This window comes from Streptomyces triticagri (genome assembly GCF_003429565.1).
Lineage (GTDB): Bacteria > Actinomycetota > Actinomycetes > Streptomycetales > Streptomycetaceae > Streptomyces > Streptomyces triticagri.
The window spans coordinates 1-18,015 of record NZ_QUAK01000089.1 but is presented as its reverse complement, the minus strand read 5'-3'; the positions used below and the strand labels follow the sequence as shown (position 1 = coordinate 18,015).

The 18,015-nt window shown below is 72.0% G+C and carries 15 protein-coding genes; 12 read left to right on the top strand and 3 right to left on the bottom strand.

Going from position 1 to position 18,015, the window contains the following annotated elements:
* Nucleotide 1 precedes the first annotated feature (1 nt).
* The 6 genes from xdhC (at nt 2) to DY218_RS16765 (ending at nt 6,211) form a co-directional block, all read left to right on the top strand.
* Nucleotides 2-886, top strand: a complete 885-nt coding sequence (xdhC, locus tag DY218_RS16790; protein ID WP_199566759.1) for a xanthine dehydrogenase accessory protein XdhC — start codon at nt 2-4, stop codon at nt 884-886.
* Between the two features lie 287 nt (nt 887-1,173).
* Nucleotides 1,174-1,638 carry an SRPBCC family protein gene (locus DY218_RS16785; RefSeq protein ID WP_128556860.1) on the top strand — a complete coding sequence of 155 codons (465 nt, stop codon included), beginning with the start codon at nt 1,174-1,176 and terminating at the stop codon, nt 1,636-1,638.
* Nucleotides 1,639-1,714: 76 nt separating this feature from the next.
* Complete coding sequence (locus DY218_RS16780) at nt 1,715-2,671, top strand: cucumopine synthase-related protein (RefSeq protein ID WP_233521647.1); 957 nt, start codon at nt 1,715-1,717, stop codon at nt 2,669-2,671.
* The gene (locus tag DY218_RS16775; RefSeq protein WP_128556859.1) at nt 2,668-3,768 is read left to right on the top strand and encodes an NAD(P)/FAD-dependent oxidoreductase; all 1,101 of its coding nucleotides are present in this window, start codon (nt 2,668-2,670) and stop codon (nt 3,766-3,768) included. Before DY218_RS16780 ends, DY218_RS16775 begins: the two co-directional genes overlap by 4 nt.
* Entirely contained in the window at nt 3,765-5,561 is a 1,797-nt protein-coding gene (locus DY218_RS16770) for a carbamoyltransferase family protein (RefSeq protein WP_128556858.1), read from the top strand. Before DY218_RS16775 ends, DY218_RS16770 begins: the two co-directional genes overlap by 4 nt.
* Nucleotides 5,558-6,211 (top strand): histidine phosphatase family protein, encoded by a 654-nt coding sequence (locus DY218_RS16765; protein ID WP_128556857.1) that lies wholly within the window; start codon nt 5,558-5,560, stop codon nt 6,209-6,211. The genes DY218_RS16770 and DY218_RS16765 overlap by 4 nt, the downstream gene beginning before the upstream one ends.
* 152 nt (nt 6,212-6,363) lie before the next feature.
* On the opposite strand, the gene DY218_RS16760 is transcribed toward DY218_RS16765, so the two are convergent.
* Nucleotides 6,364-6,867: a nucleoside deaminase gene (locus DY218_RS16760; RefSeq protein WP_128556856.1), complete on the bottom strand. Its 504-nt coding sequence runs from the start codon at nt 6,865-6,867 to the stop codon at nt 6,364-6,366.
* A 319-nt stretch (nt 6,868-7,186) separates the two neighbouring features.
* Between DY218_RS16760 and argJ the strand changes: the two genes are divergently transcribed.
* Together argJ and DY218_RS16750 are read left to right on the top strand one after the other, a co-directional pair.
* Nucleotides 7,187-8,347 carry a bifunctional glutamate N-acetyltransferase/amino-acid acetyltransferase ArgJ gene (gene argJ, locus DY218_RS16755; RefSeq protein ID WP_128556855.1) on the top strand — a complete coding sequence of 387 codons (1,161 nt, stop codon included), beginning with the start codon at nt 7,187-7,189 and terminating at the stop codon, nt 8,345-8,347.
* A gap of 217 nt (nt 8,348-8,564) precedes the next feature.
* Nucleotides 8,565-11,765, top strand: coding sequence for an NB-ARC domain-containing protein (locus DY218_RS16750; RefSeq protein WP_128556854.1), 3,201 nt, complete (start codon nt 8,565-8,567; stop codon nt 11,763-11,765).
* A 65-nt stretch (nt 11,766-11,830) separates the two neighbouring features.
* Here DY218_RS16750 and DY218_RS16745 read toward each other — a convergent pair whose 3' ends face one another.
* Nucleotides 11,831-12,058, bottom strand: a complete 228-nt coding sequence (locus DY218_RS16745; RefSeq protein ID WP_199566758.1) for a hypothetical protein — start codon at nt 12,056-12,058, stop codon at nt 11,831-11,833.
* Entirely contained in the window at nt 12,051-12,932 is an 882-nt protein-coding gene (gene mca / locus DY218_RS16740) for a mycothiol conjugate amidase Mca (RefSeq protein ID WP_128556852.1), read from the bottom strand. Before mca ends, DY218_RS16745 begins: the two co-directional genes overlap by 8 nt.
* A gap of 138 nt (nt 12,933-13,070) precedes the next feature.
* Here mca and DY218_RS16735 point away from each other — a divergent pair, with 138 nt between their 5' ends.
* From DY218_RS16735 to DY218_RS16720, 4 genes are all read left to right on the top strand, one after another.
* On the top strand, nt 13,071-13,502 hold the full coding sequence (locus DY218_RS16735) for a DUF4307 domain-containing protein (RefSeq protein WP_128556851.1): 432 nt from the start codon (nt 13,071-13,073) through the stop codon (nt 13,500-13,502).
* 127 nt (nt 13,503-13,629) lie between these two features.
* Nucleotides 13,630-14,127, top strand: coding sequence for a transcription elongation factor GreA (greA, locus tag DY218_RS16730; protein ID WP_128556850.1), 498 nt, complete (start codon nt 13,630-13,632; stop codon nt 14,125-14,127).
* A gap of 192 nt (nt 14,128-14,319) precedes the next feature.
* Nucleotides 14,320-16,899, top strand: coding sequence for a protein kinase domain-containing protein (locus DY218_RS16725; RefSeq protein WP_233521646.1), 2,580 nt, complete (start codon nt 14,320-14,322; stop codon nt 16,897-16,899).
* An 85-nt stretch (nt 16,900-16,984) separates the two neighbouring features.
* Nucleotides 16,985-18,015: serine/threonine-protein kinase (locus DY218_RS16720; protein WP_147336149.1), on the top strand; the 1,031-nt coding region annotated here is incomplete at its 3' end.

Genomic DNA, 18,015 nt, shown 5'->3' with positions numbered 1-18,015 from the left:
CATGACCTGGGTGACCGCGGTCGGGCGGTTGCGGGCGCGCCGGGAGGCCGGCGTGCTCGTGACCGTGGCGACCGTACGGGGCCATGCGCCCCGCCGGGCCGGAGCGAAACTCGTGGTCGGCCCGACCGAGGCGTGGGGGTCGATCGGCGGCGGCAACATCGAGGCCGTCGCGATCGACCGCGCCCGCGAGCTCATCGGCACGCCCGGGCAGGAGCCGGAGCTGATGGAGTTCGCCCTGAACGACAAGGTGACCAACCGGCACGGGGTGCAGTGCTGCGGCGGGGCCGTCACCGTACTGCTCGAACCGCTGCCGGTGGTACCGGCGTTGGCGATCTTCGGCATGGGGCATGTGGGCCTGGAGCTGGCGCGCATCATGGCCCGGCACAATCTCGATCTGCATCTGGTCGACACCCGCCCCGACATGCTCGCCGACGAGCGGCTCGCCGTGCTCTCGGACGCGGCGGCGCAGATCCATGTGCACCATCAGCCGCTGCTGCCCGAGGAGGTCCTCGAGGAGCTTGCACCCGGCACCCATGTCCTGATCATGACCCATGACCACGCCGAGGACGCGGCGCTCGCCGACGCGGCCCTGCGGACGCCCGGACTCGGCTCGATCGGGCTGATCGGCTCGTCCGCGAAGTGGGCGCGGTTCCGGCACCGGCTGGCCACCGAGGGCGGGCACGACGATGCCGCCATCAGCCGGATCAAGACGCCGATCGGGATGCCCGAGATCTCCGGCAAGGAGCCGGCCACCATCGCGGTGAGCGTCGCGGCGGATCTGTTGCAGACCTTCGAGCAGGCGGCGGCCGGTGAGCGGGAACGGCTGCGGGCGGTGCCGGACGCGGGGACCGCGAGCGGGTATCCGCCGGTCGCCGACAGCGCGTGACGATGCCGGTGCGCGCCGGACGACCCGCCTCTGAACGCTCCGGAATTTCGTCCTCCAATTCCCGGTAGGGCCAATTGATGTGACGGTTCCTCAAGAAACGGCTCGCCCGCGCGTCTCCTCCGTCGAGCCGAATTTGTAGAACCCCACGAAAATCCACTCCACCCCCGCTCATGTCTTCATGACATCCGTTCCTGGTTCACTCCCCGCTGCCGGCTGTGTACTTATCGCACAAGTGCCAGCGGTACGGGGGGAGTTGCAGAACTTCCGCCGTTGCAGAGGGAGTTCTCTTGGCCATTCAGCGGAAACACACGATGTACCACTCGACCGTCATCGACGCCGATCCCGACTCCGTATGGGCCGTGGTCCGCGACGCCCTGAAGGTGGTGTCGATCGTGTCCGGCGAGGGCGCGAAGAAGGTGGGCTGGGCCGAGGGTGGCACGGCCGAGAAGGTGCCGGCCCGCTACGACTTCACCCTGGCCTTCAACGACGGCCTGGTCCAGCAGGAGGTCGCCGGGCGGAACGAGGTGGACCGCTCGCAGACCTATCGCGCGGTCGCGCCGGCGACCGGAGTCGACGCCTATCTCGCCACCATCCGGGTCCGGCCGATCACCAACGACCCGGGCCGCAGCTTCTTCGAATGGTCGCGTGAACTGACCATCGCCGAGGACGCCGACACCGAAAGCGTCGAGACCATCATCGCGATGATGGCGAAACAGACCGACCTCATGCGGGACCACTTCGCACAGGAATAGCCGCAGCCGATCCGCAGCCGCACCGTCGCGCCGCTGCACAGCGGTGCCGCACCCCTTAGACAGCGAAGGAAAGTCTGTGCCGACCGAGCAGTTGTCCGTACGCACCCTCGAGATCGCCTGGCCCGATCTGGGAATCACCGTCACCGCCGAACTCGACGGCCGTAACCCCGAATTGGCCGACACGCTGTGGAATTCGCTGCCGTACCGCAGTCTGCAGGGCCATGCCCTGGTGGCGGGCAGCCACCTGTACCACGTGGCGCCGATCCATGAACTCCTGCACACCCACCCGTCCGAGCGGATCGCCGACCGCCGCGAGGCGCCGGACGGGACGGTGTTCCTGTCCGGACTCCAGCATCTGGGCATCAAGTACGGCGAGTTGACCGAGCCGATGCCGGCCGCGCCGATCGGCCGGATCCGCGAGTCGGACCTGCCGGGTCTGCTCGAAGCCGGGCAGGCGATCTGGGACGCGGTCTACTCGACGAAGAAGCAGATCCTGGTCGAGGTCCGGGAGGCCGGCACCTCCGGCGGCCACCGCATCCCCCGGCTCACCGCCACCGACCCCGCGGCGGACCGGCTCCTTCGGGACGTGCACACCGAGACCGAGCGGATCTGGCTCGCCGAACCGGTCGAACTCGCCGATCTGCACCGCGGAACGATCCCCTCCGGCGCCGGCAGCTTCGACACCGTGCTGCCCACGCTGCTCTTCGTCAACGGCGAGACCCGGCCCCTTGGTTACGCCTCCTACGGCGGCCTGGTCCGCGCTGCGGCCGGCGACATGCCGCTGGACTCGCTGCGCCAGATGGCGCGCCTGCTCGTCGGCGTACCGGCCGAGTTCCTCGGCTACTGCGGCCTGGAGAAGCTGTGGGCCTTCACCCAGCGCTTCCTGGACTGCCTCGACCGCCTGGACCGGGACGAATTCCAGGCCCTGGCAAGCCAGTTGGCGCTCTACATCAACTGCCTGGGCGGCTGGAACCTGCATCTGTTCCCGTGGGACGCCGCGGACGAACTGCGTCAGGCGGGCCGCCCCGTATGAGCACTCTGCCCCGACGCACCGACGTCGTCGTCATCGGTGGCGGCGTCATCGGCACCTCCATCGCCTGCCAACTCGCCGAATCCGGCGTCGAAACCGTCCTGTTGGAGCGCGGCGAGCTCGGCTCGGGATCGTCCGGCAGCACCGCGGGCGTCGTCCGCAGCTACTTCCCCGGCAGCCCGCTCACCAGCAGCCTCGCCGTCCGCAGCACGGAGGCGTACCACGCCTTCGCCGAACGCACCGGGACCGATCTCGGCCTCGAACGCGTCGGGTTCCTCGAGCTGTTCACCGACGAGCAGCAGGTGGAGACCTTCCTGGGCGAGCGCGCCGACCAGCATGCCGCGGGCGTGGCCGTCGAGTTGGTGACCGCCGCCCAGGCGGGACGCTTCAACCGGCTGCTCGACGAGCGGACCATCGTCGCCGCGGCCTGGTCGCCCGAGGCGTACGCCTGCGACCCGGCGGCCATCGTGCACGGTTACGCCACGGCCGCCGAGCAGGCCGGCGCCCTGGTGCGTACGCACACACCGGTCACCGGAATCGACCCCGACGGGCAGGTGCACACGCCCGCGGGCACCATCCGCGCCGCCACCGTGGTGTGTGCGGCCGGCCCCTGGGCGGACACGGTCGCCGGGCTTGCGGGCGTACGGCTCCCGGTGTCCTCGTACCCGATCGAGCTGCTGCTGACGGACGCGCCGCCGCGCCATGCGGCGCATGCCGCCGCGCTGCCCATGACGCTGCACCCGTCCAGTCTGCGGATACGCACCTGGGGCGACCGCGTGCTCGTCGGCATGGGCCGCCCCGGACCGGACGAGTCACGGGAGGCCTGGCTCGACCGGGTCTCGCGCCAACTGGGCGCCACTTACCCGGCGTTGGCGGGCCGTCAGCTGGAGCACGCCTTGAGCGGGGACCTCGACGCCAGCCCGGACGGGACCGCGTTCATCGGCCGTGACCCCGCGCTGCCCTTCGTGTACGCGGCGGGATTCTCCGGCCAGGGGCTGTGCCAGGCGCCCGCCGCAGGCGAGATCGTCCGGGACCTGCTGCTCGGCAAGCAGCCCTGGACCGATGCCGCCGCACTGACCACAGAGAGGAAACCGTCATGATCGTCCTGGGCTGCAACGGTTTCACCCGTGTCTCGGACGTCTTCGCCGAGCGCTTCGGCGCGTCCGGCCGGGACAAGCACTACCTGCTCGGCCACGACGCGGGCGCCGCCCTGCTCGTCGACGGCGAACTCGTCGCCGCCGTGGAGGAGGAGCGGCTCAACAGGGAGAAGAAGACCACCGACTTCCCGGTCCGCTCGATCGCCTGGTGCCTGGAGCACGCGGGCATCGAGTTCTCCGACATCGATCTGATCGCCATCCCCTTCGACTTCTCCCCCGAGGTCCTCGACCAGATGCTGTCGGGCATCGCCTCCGCGCCGATGCCGCCGGCCGCGAAGCTGCAACTCCTGGGCGACATCGGCGCGTTGTACACGGACGTGGTCAGCCACGAGGCGATCCTGGCGGACTTCGCCGAGCGCACCGGCTTCACCCCGGACCCGGACAAGGTGGTGTTCGTACCGCACCATCTCGCGCACGCGATGACCGGCTACCACGCGGCGGGCCTGCAGGACAGCGCGTTCCTGATCAGCGACGGGCGTGCCGAGGTGCTCTCCACTATCACCGGGGAGATCCGCGACGGCCGGATCCGGGTGTTCGAGGAGTCCGCCATCGGCGCGGAGTACTCGATGGGGCTGCTGTTCAGCGCCCTCACCCGATTCCTCGGCTTCGTGCCGAACAACGACGAGTACAAGGTCATGGGCCTGTCCGGCTACGCCGATCCGCCGTCCCCGAACCCGCTCCTCGAGCACTTCGTGCAGCTGCACGACGGCGGTACGTACAGCTTCGCGCGGCCGCTCGCCACGGACGACCCGTGGGGTCTCGACCCGCTCTTCGAGGAGTACTTCGGGCCGTTCCGGGACGACTTGGCGTACCGCTCGCGGGTGGCCGCCGCGGCGCAGGAGATGCTGACCGCCGTCACCCGGCACCAGCTGCGCGCCCTGGAGGCCAGGACCGATCTGGACCGGCTGCTGTTCGAGGGCGGGGTGGCGCTCAACTGCCTCAACAACACACCGCTCTTCGAGAGTTCACGGTTCGACAGCATGGAGGTCAGCTTCGGCGCCAGCGACACGGGCGTCACGATCGGCGCCGCGGTGCACGCCTGGCTCAGCCATCCCTCGGCCTCCGGCGCCCCGCGACCGACGCCGCGGGTCACCCCGTATCTCGGACCGGAGTACGGCGACGCCGCGATCGAGCAGGCCCTCGCGGAGTTCGCGGGCCGGGTGCGCTGGACCAGGCTCGACGACGAGGAGGAGCTCGTCGAGCGGGTGGCGGAGCTGCTCACCGGCAAGGTCGTCGTCGGCTGGTACGAGGGACGGCTCGAACACGGGCCACGAGCCCTCGGCCACCGCAGCATCCTGGCGAACCCGGGCTTCCCCGACATCAAGGACGTGATCAACACCCGGGTCAAACACCGGGAGCCCTTCCGGCCGTTCGCCCCGATCGTGCTCGAATCGGATGCCCCGAAGATCTTCGAGATGGGCCGCAAGGACCGGTCGCCGTACATGACGTTCGTGTTCCCGGTGCGGCCGGAGTTCCAGGACGTGATCCCGGGCGCGACCCATGTGGACGGTACGTCGAGGGTGCAGACGCTCACCGAGGAGGACACCCCGCGACTGGCCGCCCTGCTGCGGCGGTTCACCGCGCTCACCGATGTGCCGTGCCTGCTCAACACCTCGTTCAATGTGGCGGGCGAGCCGATCGTCTGCACGCCGGTGGACGCCCTGAGGTGCTTCCTCGGCACGGAGATCGACCACCTGATGCTCGGCAACCATCTCGTGTCGAAGACCTCCGGATGACCGAGGAGCGCCCCGGCGCCGGGCCCCGGGCTGCCACCACGCTGGTCCTGCTCCGGCACGGTGAGACGGCGCTCACGGCGCAGGGGCGGCTGTCGGGCAGCGGTGGCCCGGACCTCGCCCTGTCTTCGGCCGGGCGCCGGCAGGCCGCGGCCGTCGCGGCGGCGCTCGCGGCCCGCGGCACGGTGCAGGACGTGGTGTCCTCGCCGCTCGCCCGGTGCCGCGAGACGGCCGGCGCGGTGGCGCGGCGCCTCGGTCTCGGCGTACGGGTCGACGCGGGTCTGCGCGAGGCGGATTTCGGCGACTGGGAGGGGCTCACCTTCGCCGAGGTGCGCGAGCGCTTCCCGGCCGGGTTCACGGCCTGGCAGGAGTCGCCGCAGGCCGCACCGGGCGGCACGGGCGAGACGCTGGCGTCGGTGTCGCGCCGGGTCGCACGGTCCCGCGACCGGCTCCTGGCGCGGCACCCGGGTCGTACGATCCTGGTCATCTCGCACGTGGCGCCGCTGCGGACGCTGGTCCGGCTCGCGCTCGGCGCACCGCCCGCGGCGCTGTTCCGGATGGAGCTCGCGGCGGCGTCCCTCTCGGTCCTGTCGTACGACGGTCAGGGCCGGGCGTCGGTGCGCTCCCTGAACGACACCTCGCATCTGGGCTGAGCTCCCCGTTCACCGGGGAAGGGCGCGAACACCGGGGAGGCACGCGAAGAGGCCGGGCGTCACGATTGACGCCCGGCCTCTCCGGCGCTGGATGCGGTCCCCCGTACGACCCCCGTACGCGGAGGCCCGGTCCCGGTGTCGAACGCGCTCGGTCAGTAGTCGATGCGGTCCGACTTGGCGAGCCATGCGTCGAACGGGGCCGTACGGTTCGGCAGGTCGATCTGCTCGACGTCCACCGGCCACAGCGACGCGGGCTGCTTCTGGAACAGGTCGTAGAACTTGCGGTCGTCGAAGCCGGCCACCGCGGCGTCGTGCCGGTCCGCGGAGAAGACGACGCGGTCCACGCGCGCCCACAGCGCGGACGACAGACACATCGGACAGGGCTCACAGGACGTGACCAGGACGCAGCCCTCGAGCGAGAAGGTGCCGAGCTTCTGGCAGGCGGCGCGCATCGCGCTGACCTCGGCGTGCGCGGTCGGGTCCAGGTTCGAGGTCACCTGGTTGTTCCCGAGGGCGACGATCTCACCGTCCTTGGCGATCAGGGCGCCGAACGGACCGCCACCGTTCGCCACGCTCGTGGTGGCAAGGTCGATGGCCTCGTTCAGCCAGGCGCGCTCGGCCTCGTGGACACTGGTTTCTTCGGTCTGCGCGGTCACTAGTCACTTCTTTCGGAGTCGGGGGAAGCTCCCTGGCTGCCCGTCCCGCACGAGATGCGGGACGAGTGGCCCCGGACCACTTCGTTCAGCGTATGTGAGGAGTAGACAGCCGACCCGGTGACCTCAGCCAGGGGTGGAAGGCATGAAGACGCCGGGGGGCCAAGTCCCGCTGTTCGTAGACTCGTACGAGTGACGGCAGGTGTCCGTCGCTTCACTTTCGGTGACATCCCTGCGGCGAAATCGCTCGCGCCACCCACTGAGCACATATACGTTTGCTCGCATACTCATTCACCGTGTTGACGGGAAGGCGTACCCGACCATGCAGAAGAACACCCTCAACCCGCGGGGCTTCCGGAGCATTTCGGCCAACATGGGGCTCAAGGACGTCGACGACGACTTCGTGGCCGTCGTCTCCGAAGTACCCGCACGCTCCGCCGCCGTTTTCACCCGCTCCCGCTTCGCCGGTCCGAGCGTCGTCCTCAGCCGCGAGACCGCGGCGCTGCACAGCGCCCGCGGCATGGTCGTCCTCTCCCGCAATGCGAACGTGGCCACCGGGCGCGCCGGCGCCGCGCACGCGGAGGAGGTGCGCGCCACGGTGGCCGCGATCGCCGGCGTACCGCCCGAGGAGCTGATCATCGGCTCCACCGGCGTGATCGGCCGCCCCTACCCGATGGACAGCATCCGGACCGGACTCGCCGCGCTGGCACGGCCGTTCCCGGAGGCGGACTTCCCCGCGGCCGCCGCGGCGATGATGACCACGGACACCCGCCCCAAGCACATCTCGGTCCGGTGCGGGGACGCGGTCGTCACGGGCATCGCCAAGGGCGTCGGCATGATCGAACCGGACATGGCCACCCTGCTGACGTTCTTCTTCACCGACGCCGAACTCCCGGCCGCCGAACTCGACGCCGTGTTCCGGCGCGTGACGGACCGTACCTTCAACGCCCTGAGCATCGACACCGACACCTCGACCAGCGACACCGCCGCCGTGTTCGCCAACGGCCTTGCGGGACCGGTCGATCCGGCCGCCTTCGAGGAGGCACTGTACGCATGCGCCCTGCACCTGGTCCGGGACATCGCCTCGGACGGGGAGGGCGCGAGCAAGCTCATCGAGGTCCAGGTGACAGGAGCCCGCGACGACGCGCAGGCCAAGCGGGTCGGCAAGAGCGTGGTCAACTCCCCGCTGGTGAAGGCCGCCGTGCACGGCGGCGACCCGAACTGGGGCCGGGTGGCGATGGCGATCGGCAAGCTGCACGAGGAGACCGACATCGAACCCGCCCGCGTCCGCATCCTCTTCGGCGAGCTGCCGATGCACCCGGACGAGCCGAGCGACGCCCTGCTCGCCGGGGCCGCCGCGCTCCTCGCCCGGGACGAGGTCGTCATCCGCATCGAACTGGGCATCGCAGAAGGCGAGTTCACCGTGTACGGCTGTGATCTCACCGAGGGCTACGTGAAGATCAACGCGGACTACACCACCTGAGCCGGCCGAACCGACAACTCGCCCGGAGGTTTGAGCGAAGCCTCAAGAACGGCTCAGGAAGTGGACGCAGCGCCCGGTGTGCCCTCGCGAAGTGAGGGTGTACGCAGGACACTTGGGGTCAAAGATCAGTCGAGGGCCGCCCGGAGCGGATCGAGTGGCGGTGTCGGACAGTGACGCGGCTGACGGCAGGCTCCAGGACTCCAAAAGGGGGATGCACATGCGGGACAGCCATCGGGCGGAGGCCGAGGGCCTGTTGGCGCGGGCCGTGGAGGAGGAGGTCAGGCGCTCCGGCGGCCGAACCGACGGGAACGTGCTGCTCAGCCGGGCCCGCGGGTCCCTCGACACGATGGCCGAGACATCGGCGGAGGAGTACGCGGCGTATGTGCGGGCCCTCGACGAGGCGGAGGCGGGCAGCAGGACCTTCGGCCAGCGGTTCGCCGAGCAGGGCACGACTCCCGTACTGGTGACGGCTGTTGCCGCACTCGCGGCGAGCCTCGCCGACCTGTCGTTCGGCACCGGGGCCGGCACCGCGCTCGCCGCGGGCGCGGTCGTCGCGGTCGCCGGCGCCGCCACCACCGTCGGCCGGGTCACCGCCGCGCACTGGCCGGCCGCCCACCGGCAGGCCGGGGCGCTGCATCAGCCCGGCGGCCCCGAGCAGCTGCGCCTGCAGTGGCTGACCGCCCTTGAGGTACGGGGCATCCGCCCGTACCTCGACCAGCAGCGGGTGGTGTCCGCGGCGACCACCACGGGCGCGAAGAAGCCGCCGCCGCTGCGCCGTACGGACAAGAGCGCGGCCGCCCGGCGGCGCACCGTACTGGCAAACTCCTTCGGCCAACTGCCGGAGCCGCTGGGCCCGTTCGCGGGCCGCAGGCAGGACGTGACACAGATCGGGCAGTGGGTGCACGCGGCCCGCGCGGCCATCGAGACCAAGCCGACCGTGGTCGTGCTGCACGGCCCGCCCGGCTCCGGCCGCAGCACCCTCGCGCTGCGGGCCGCGCTCGAGGTGAAGGACCAGTTCCGCGGGGCGTGCGTGGTGGACCTGCGCGGCCACAGCACCACCGACGGCCCGCTGACCACCCGGGACGCGCTCCTTCACCTGCTCAACCGGCTCGGCGCGCCCCGCGAACAGCTCCTGTTCCGCGAACGGGTCTCGCAGGAACAGCAGTTGCGCCGCCTCACCGATCTCTACCACCAGCATCTGACCGGCCTTCCGGTCACCGTCATCCTGGACGACGCCGGCGACGCCGAGCAGGTCCGCACCCTCGTCCCCGACCGCTCCGACAGCCTGGTCCTGGTCACCTCACGGCAGCCCCTCGAGCTGCCCGAGGACCTGTCCGCCTGGGTGCACCAGCTGCCCGTCGGACCGCTCGACGCGGCCGGCGCCGAGGAGCTGCTCCGCGAGTCCGCGCAGGACGCCTCGGAGCCGTACGACGCCGAATCCTCCGATGCCGTACGGGAGTTGTGCGGCGGTCTGCCGCTCGCGCTGCGCATCGCCGGCTCCGCGATCGGCCCGCGCAGCACCCGGGAGCTGGCCGCCGACCTGTCCGCGTACGGCCCCGTCGACCCGGTGGAGCGCGCCCTGTGGCTGCGCTACACCGACCAGCCCGACCCCGCACGGCGCCTCCTTCGCCGCCTCGCGCTGGCCGGCCGGGCCTCGCTCGGCGCGGCCGCCGCGGCGGCGCTCCTGGCGACGGACGAGACCGAGGCGGCCCGGCGGCTCGAGGCGCTCGCGGCCGCGGGCCTGGTGATGCAGGTACGGGGCAGCAGGTACCGGCTGCACGGCCTGGTGCGCTCCTTCGCCCGCGCCCGGCTGCTCGACGAGGAGGAGCCCGGCGAGCGCACGGCAGCCCAGGAGCGCCTGATCGCCAACTACGCGGAGCTCGCCGACTCGGTGATCCGCCTGGTCGACGGCAAGACCTCGACCCGCGCCGACCAGTTCGGCCCGCACGGCTTCACCTCGCTCGACGCGGCGCTGCGCTGGCTCGACGAGGAGTCCAGCTTCATCACGGCGGCGCTGCGGCACGCGGAGGGCGTCGACCAGCAGGCCGTACTGAATCTGCTCGGCGCCCTGTGCGACTACTGCCTGCTGCGCGGCGACCTGTACCGGCTCGGCGAGATCTCCGAGCTCACCCAGGCCGTGGACCAGGGTCTGCTCGGCCGGTCCGTGCAGTGGCGCACCGGCATCGCGGCCCGTCAGCTGGGCGAGCTCGACCGCGCGCGCAGCACCCTGTCGTCGGTGGTCGACCTGTACTTCGAGGCGCACCACGAGGCCGGCGCCGCGCGGGCGCTCTGCTCGCTCGGCATCACCCTGCACCACCAGGGCCAGCTCACCGAGGCCGCGGCGAAGCTGCGCGAGGCCCTGGACCTGCAGGCCTCGGAGGCGCTGGCCGGCGACCGGGCCTGGACCCAGCACGCGCTCGCGGCCGTCGAGCGGGACAGGGCGCATGTCGCCGAGGCGCTCGACCTGCTGAACTCGGCGCTCACCCTGCACCGCGCGAGCGAGTCCGTGCACGGCCAGGCCTGGGCCCACTTCCAACTCGGCCAGCTGCGCCTGCGGATGGACGACGTACCGCGCGCGGAGACCGAGCTGCGCGAGGCCCTCGACCTGTACGGCCGCACCCGGGACGCCCGCGGCGAGGCCTGGGCCCTCACCCAGCTGGCACGGGCCCGACTGGTGGCCGGCGACCCCTCGGCCGCGGTGGACGGTCTGCGCCAGGCGGTCTCCCGGCACCGCGACAACGAGGACGCGCGTGGCGAGGCCTGGTCGCTCTACTACCTGGGCCAGGCCCTGGAGGAGACCGGCAGTCTCGACCAGGCGGTCCGCGATCTGGAGCGCGCCCGGACGATGTTCTCCCGGATGCGGGACGTGTACGGACTCGCCTGCGCGCGCCATCACTCGGGTCGGGTCACCCGGGACCAGAACGCGGCCCGCACCGGCTCGCTGCGCAACTCCGGCTTCGCCCGGCAGCTCCTCGCGGACGCCCGCGCCGACTTCCAGCGGATCAAGGTCGTCCACGGCGAGGCCTGGACCTGCCTGGAGCTCGCGGTGGTCGACGCGGGCAACGCCCGCAGCCAGCAGGCCCTCGGCCTCTGCGACGACGCGGCCGGCCTCTTCGCCTCGTACGGGGACCGGCGCGGCGAGGACTGGGCGCGCTTCCTGCGCTGCACCCTGCTGCCGTACGCCTCGCCCGGCGGCTCCGAGGTGGGCACGGCGGTCGCCCAGGAGGAGCTGTCCCAGCTGCGCAGGTCGATCCACCCGACCCGGGACGCCAAGCTCGGCGACTACCTGGACACGTACGCCCTGATGCTGGACCGCGGCATCGACCTGGAGGCCGGCTGGCAGGCCTGGCGCCTCGGCATGGTCCCGGGCCGGCACGCACGGGAGGTCATGGGAGTGCCGGTCGGCGCGGAGCGCTGACTCCCGCGGGACGCACGAGCGCCCCCACGAGGTCGACCCGTGGGGGCGGAGGGGCCTACCGGCCCCTAGGAGGCGTCGCCCCCGCTGCGCACGGGCTTCGCGTCCTCCGGCTCCTCCTCGAAGTCGACCCGGGCCATGTGCCGGTTCATCGACTTCATCAGGAACCAGACGCCGACAGCCAGGGCCGCGAAGACGACGAAGCCGAGGACACCCGGGGTGACCTTGTCCTTGTCGAGCTCCTCGGCCAGCGGGAGCAACTGCGTCAGTGCCAGATTCGCGTTCACACTAGGCATTGTCCCGGATGCCCTCGAAGAGGTCGCTCTCGGGGAGGGAAGTGTCCACGAGCGACTTCGCCAGCTCGTACTCCTCGGTCGGCCAGACCTCCTTCTGGATCTCCATCGGGATGCGGAACCAGCCGCCGTCCGGATCGATCTGCGTGGCGTGCGCGATCAGCGCCTTGTCGCGGATCTCGAAGAACTCCGCGCACGGCACGAAGGTGGTCAGGGTGCGCTCGGCGCGCTCGAACTCGTCCCAGCGCTTCAGCCAGTCCCCGTACGGCGACTCCATGCCGCGGGAGAGCAGCGCCTCGTGCAGGGCGACCGTGCGCGGGCGGTTGAAGCCCTGGTTGAAGTAGATCTTCTGCGGCTGGAAGGCCGGGCCGAATTCGGCCTCGGGGTACTTCGCGGTGTCGGCCGCTCCGTCGAAGGCCACCATCGAGATCTTGTGGGTCATGATGTGGTCCGGGTGCGGATATCCGCCGTTCTCGTCGTACGTCGTGACGACCTGCGGGCGGAACGAACGGATCAGGCGGACCAGCCGGCCGGCCGCCTCGTCGACGTCCTGGAGGGCGAAGCAGCCCTCCGGCAGGGGCGGCAGCGGGTCGCCCTCGGGCAGCCCCGAGTCCACGTACCCGAGCCATTCCTGGCGTACGCCGAGGATCTCGCGCGCCTCGTCCATCTCCTTGGCGCGGACCTCGTGGATGTGCTCCTCGATGTAGGTGTCGCCCTGGAGCTTGGGATTGAGGATGGAACCGCGCTCCCCGCCCGTGCAGGTGGCGACGAGGACGTCCACCCCCTCGGACACGTACTTGGCCATGGTGGCCGCGCCCTTGCTCGACTCGTCGTCGGGGTGGGCGTGCACGGCCATCAGTCGCAGCTGCTCAGTCAAGACTCGATCCTCGTGATTCGGCGCCCTCGTGGTTTCGGCGCGTTGGGCGGCTTCTATAGTGACCGAATCGGGGGGCGAATAATTCCGGGACCCCGTTCCCGGACTCCCCCTGAGGCGCCAGGCCCCGAGAGGACGATCATGAGCACGGTCCGCGACCAGCGCGAACAGCTCCCCGAAGGCCGTTACGGCCGCTCCGGCCACGCCGGCAGTTCCGAGGACGCCCGCGCCGACCGGAAGCTGAAGATCGTCGGATCCGTGCTCGCGGTGGTGATGCTCGGCGTGATCGCCTGGATCGGCGTCGACTACATCGGCGGCAAGAACGCCTTCAACGGCGAGATGATCAAGTCCAAGGTGGTCTCGGACGACTCCGTCGCGGTCCACCTGGAGATCCACAAGGACCCCGGCACGAGCGGCGTCTGCACGGTGCGCGCACTCGCCGAGAACGGCGCGGAGGTCGGCCGCAAGAACGTCACGTTCGCCCAGCGGGTGGACCGTGTCGACGAGGTCGTCACCGTACGCACGACCTCGCGGGCGACGGCCGCGGAACTCATCTCGTGTGACGCTGAGTGATCGGACTTCACTGCGTCCTCCCCCTTCCCCGCCGGAATTGTTAGGCTCGTGGTTTCGCCCACCCAGGAGGGAACACACTTCTGGGTAGGGCGTTGCTTTGTATTCCCAGTACGGACGAGGAGCACCTGTGACCCAGACCAGCGACAACGTCACCTGGCTGACCCAGGAGGCGTACGACCAGCTCAAGGCCGAGCTGGAGTATCTGTCTGGTCCCGCGCGCGGCGAGATCTCTGCGAAGATCGCCGCGGCCCGCGAGGAGGGCGACCTGCGGGAGAACGGCGGGTATCACGCGGCCAAGGAGGAGCAGGGCAAGCAGGAGCTCCGGGTGCGCCAGCTCACCCAGCTCCTCGAGCACGCGAAGGTCGGCGAGGCCCCGCCGGACGACGGCGTCGTCGAGCCGGGCATGGTCGTCACGATCGCCTTCGACGGTGACGAGGACGACACCATCACCTTCCTGCTCGCCTCCCGCGAGTACGCCTCGACGGAGATCGACACCTACTCGCCGCAGTCCCCGCTCGGCGGCGGCGTGAACGGCAAGAAGGTCGGCGAGCAGGCGGAGTACGAGCTGCCGAACGGCAAGATGGCCAAGGTCAAGATCCTCGGCGCGAAGCCGTACGCGGCGTGAGCGTCCGCCGTCCCCGGGGCACGGGGACGGCGGCAGGAGGGCCGGAGCGCGATGCGCGTTCCGGCCCTCGTGCATGTGCGTGGCCCGATCCGACACGGGGCCAACTCGCCTCGTCCGGTGGGCCGTTGGCCCGATCTTGAGATCACGGACATGGAATGATGTCCCGCACTTCTCAGGAGGGGGACGGGACCCGTGTGGGAGCCGCTGCGCGAGAACGCACCACGCCGGATCGGGCCGTACGACGTACTGGCGCGGCTCGGCGCAGGAGGGATGGGCGAGGTCTTCCTCGCACGGGGGCAGGCAGTGGCGGACCCGGCGGACCGGCCGACGCTCGGCCTCGGTGCCGGCGGCTCCACCGCTGCTTCCGCCGGCCACGCCGGTCTCGTGGCCGTGAAGGTCGTACGGCGGGATCTGGCGCGCGAGGCCGGGTTCCGGGCCCGGTTCCGGCGGGAGATCAAGGTCGCGGGCGCCGTGCGCGGCCCGTACGCCGCGGCCGTCGCGGACGCCGACCCGGACGCCGAGACGCCCTGGCTGGCCACCGCCTTCGTCGCCGGGCCGACGCTCGCGGCCGCGGTACGCGGTGACGGACCACTGCCCGAGCCCGCGGTGCGCGGCCTCGGGGCGCGACTCGCCCTGGCACTCGACGATCTGCACGGCAGCGGCGTACTGCACCGCGACCTCAAGCCCGGGAACGTCCTGCTCGACCTGGACGGCCCGCGGCTCATCGACTTCGGCATCGCCCGCGCGACCGGCGCGACCACCATGACGGCCACCGGGCTGCTGCTCGGCACGCCCGGATTCATGTCGCCCGAGCATCTGGCGGGCGGGCGCGCGGTGACCGGGGCGTCGGACGTGTTCTGTCTGGGCTCGCTGCTCTGTTACGCGGCGAGCGGCGAGGACCCGTTCGGGGACGGTCCCGTACCGGCCGTACTGCACCGGGTCGCCGAGGCGCGGACCGATCTCTCCGCCGTGCCGGAGGCGCTGCGGCCGGTGCTCGCCGACTGTCTGCGGGTCGACCCGGCCGAACGGCCCACGCCCTCGGAGGTGGCCGAACGGCTCGGCGGGGACGAGGAGTTGGCCTGGCCGGACGGCGTACGGGAACGGGTCGTGACGATACGGCGGGAGGCCGATCAGCTGGTGGCGGCGGGGACGGCGCTGCTGGCGGAACCCGAGCCGGGACCGGGACCGGGACCGGAGTCGGTGCCGACTCCGGGGCCCGCGAGGCCCGCCGGGCCGCCCACCGTCGGTGCATCGGCCGCGCCGCCATTGCACCACCTCCCCACGATGGGCCCCGCCCCGGCTGCTCCCCCGGGTCCCCCGCGGGCGGGCGGACGCCGGGCCCGCACCGTGATCGCCGTATGTCTGGCCGCCGCGCTGGTCGGCGGCGGCGCGGGGCTCGGGCTGCACTGGTGGCAGTCCCGGGACGACGTGACCGGTCCCGGCCGCGGCGCCGATGCCCGGCCCGGCGCCGAGGGCACGGCGAAGGTCCTCGGCGTGGACGACCGCGGGCGGGCGAACGGCGCGGGCGAGGTCCCGCAGGACGAGAAGCAGCGGCCGGCGGGCTGGAAGCCCTGGCGTGGCGATCTGTCGGGACCGTCGGTCGGCTGCTCCGCGGGTCCGACCGTGCTCGCCTGCCGTACGAACGAGGGACGCGTCGACGTACTGGACACGGCGTCCGGCAAGCGGCTCTGGCAGGCCGATCTGGTCAAGGACGACCGGGACAGGAAGACCTTCATCGGGCCCTCCGGCGCCGTCTTCATCCCCGGCGGCACCACGCAGCCCACCGTGCACGGCGATCTGGTCGCCTTCGTCTCCGACGGCACCCTGCAGGTGCGCGACGCCCGCAGCGGCGCCGTCCGCTGGCAGAAGAAGGCGAGCGGCGCCGCCGACACCGCGACCCGGCCGCTGGTCGGGGACGGCGCCGTGTTCGTGACGACCAGCAGCATCGAGAACCCGGCCGTCACCGCCTTCGCCCTGAAGGACGGCACCGAGCGCTGGAGCCGGCGGCTCACCAACCGGTCGCTCAGCAGGGCCGAGACCCGCAACTTCGAGCCGGTCACCCTCGCCGGCGGCATCGTCTACGCGGTCAGCGACGCCGGAATCGTCGGATACGACGCGGAGTCCGGCGAGCAGTCCGGCCAGGTCGAGTCGGGAGCGAAGACCTGCGGCGAACTGATGGTGCACGGCCGCTCCGCGTACTGCGCGCCGTACGACCCCACCGGGAAGGCGGGACTCGACCTGCACCGGATGGACGCCCGCACCCTCGCCTCGACCGGGCGCCCGAAGATCCCCTCGAAGGTGGCGAAGTCCGGCGCGTATCCGACCGCGGTGGGCGAGCACGCACTCGTCGCCTTCGACCCGGGCGCCGCCCCGTACGCGGACTGGGGCGACGACGACGGGCCCGCCACGCTCAGCGTCCTCGACCCGCGCACCGGCGCCGAGCTCGGGCAGCGCCCGCTGCCGCCACCGGGCGACGACACGTCCCTGCAGGCCCTGTCCAATCCGCTGATCGCCGGGGGCTCGGTGGTGTACGCCGACCACTCCGCGCTGTACACCGTCCCGCTCGGCAAGGACGGCACCCCCGGCAAGGTCCGCAGGATCCCGGTGAAGGGCGCGCCCGGCCCCCGCGCCAAGGACGGCTACGACCGCACCGGCGGCTACGAGTTCGCCAAGGAGGTCCGCCCACCGCAGGTGCTCCCCATCGGCGGCGTCGCACACCTCGTGTACGACACGGGCGACGTCGTGTCCGTGGAGTTGCCGGCCGCCGACTGACCGCCGGCGCCCGGCCGCCGGGTATCGGGAACGGACCACCGCACCACCGGAAGCCACCATCCCACCGGAAGAGGGAGCCCCACCCGTGCTCGAACCCCTGCCCGCAGGAGCCCCGCCGCGCCACGTCGGCCCGTACCGGCTGCTCGGACGCCTCGGCAGCGGCGGCATGGGCGAGGTCCATCTCGCCTGCAGGACCGAGGAGTCGACCCGACGCCCGGGCGTCGATGTGGACCTCGGGCGGCTGGTGGCGGTGAAGACCGTACGCGAGGACCTGCAGGTCGACGAGGCGTTCCGCGCCAGGTTCCGGCGGGAGATCGACGCGGCGCGGGCGGTGCGCAGCCCGCACGCCGCGGGACTCCTCGACGGCGACTCCGGGGCCCGACTCCCCTGGCTGGCCACCGAGTTCGTGCCCGGCCCGTCGCTCGCCGAGGCCGTGGACCGTAGCGGTCCGCTGTCCGTCGGTGCGGTCCGGGCGCTCGGCGCCGCGCTCGCCCGCGCCCTGCAGGCGGTGCACGCGGCGCAGGTCCTGCACCGCGACCTCAAGCCCGCGAACGTGCTGCTCGCCGGCACCGGACCCAAGCTGATCGACTTCGGTATCGCGCAGGCCTTCGACGCCACCGCCCTCACCTCCACCGGACTGATCGTCGGCACGCCGGGGTTCATGGCACCCGAGCATCTGGAGGGCAGCCGCGCCGTGGTGCCCGCCACGGACGTGTTCTGCCTGGGCGCGCTGCTCGCGTTCGCGGCCACGGGGCGCGGGCCGTTCGACCACGCCGACGGCGAGATGGGCGCCGTGATCTACCGGATCAGCCGGGCCGACGCCGACCTCACCGCCGTACCCGGGGAGCTGCGGGACCCGATCGCGGCCTGCCTGCGGCTCGACCCGGCCGAACGGCCCACGCCCGAGGCCCTGTTGACGCTGCTCGGCGGGGACGCGCCGGATCCGTTCCCCTGGCCCGGCGAGGTGCTGTCGCTGCTCGCCCGACATGCCGAGGCGGCGCGGACCTGCGCGCGGGCCGCGACGGGGGCGGGCGCGGTCGCGGAGCTGCCCACGTTCGGCCCCGCCGTGCCGTACTCGCCGACCGCGGCGGTCGACCGCCCGCCCGCCGCACCGCC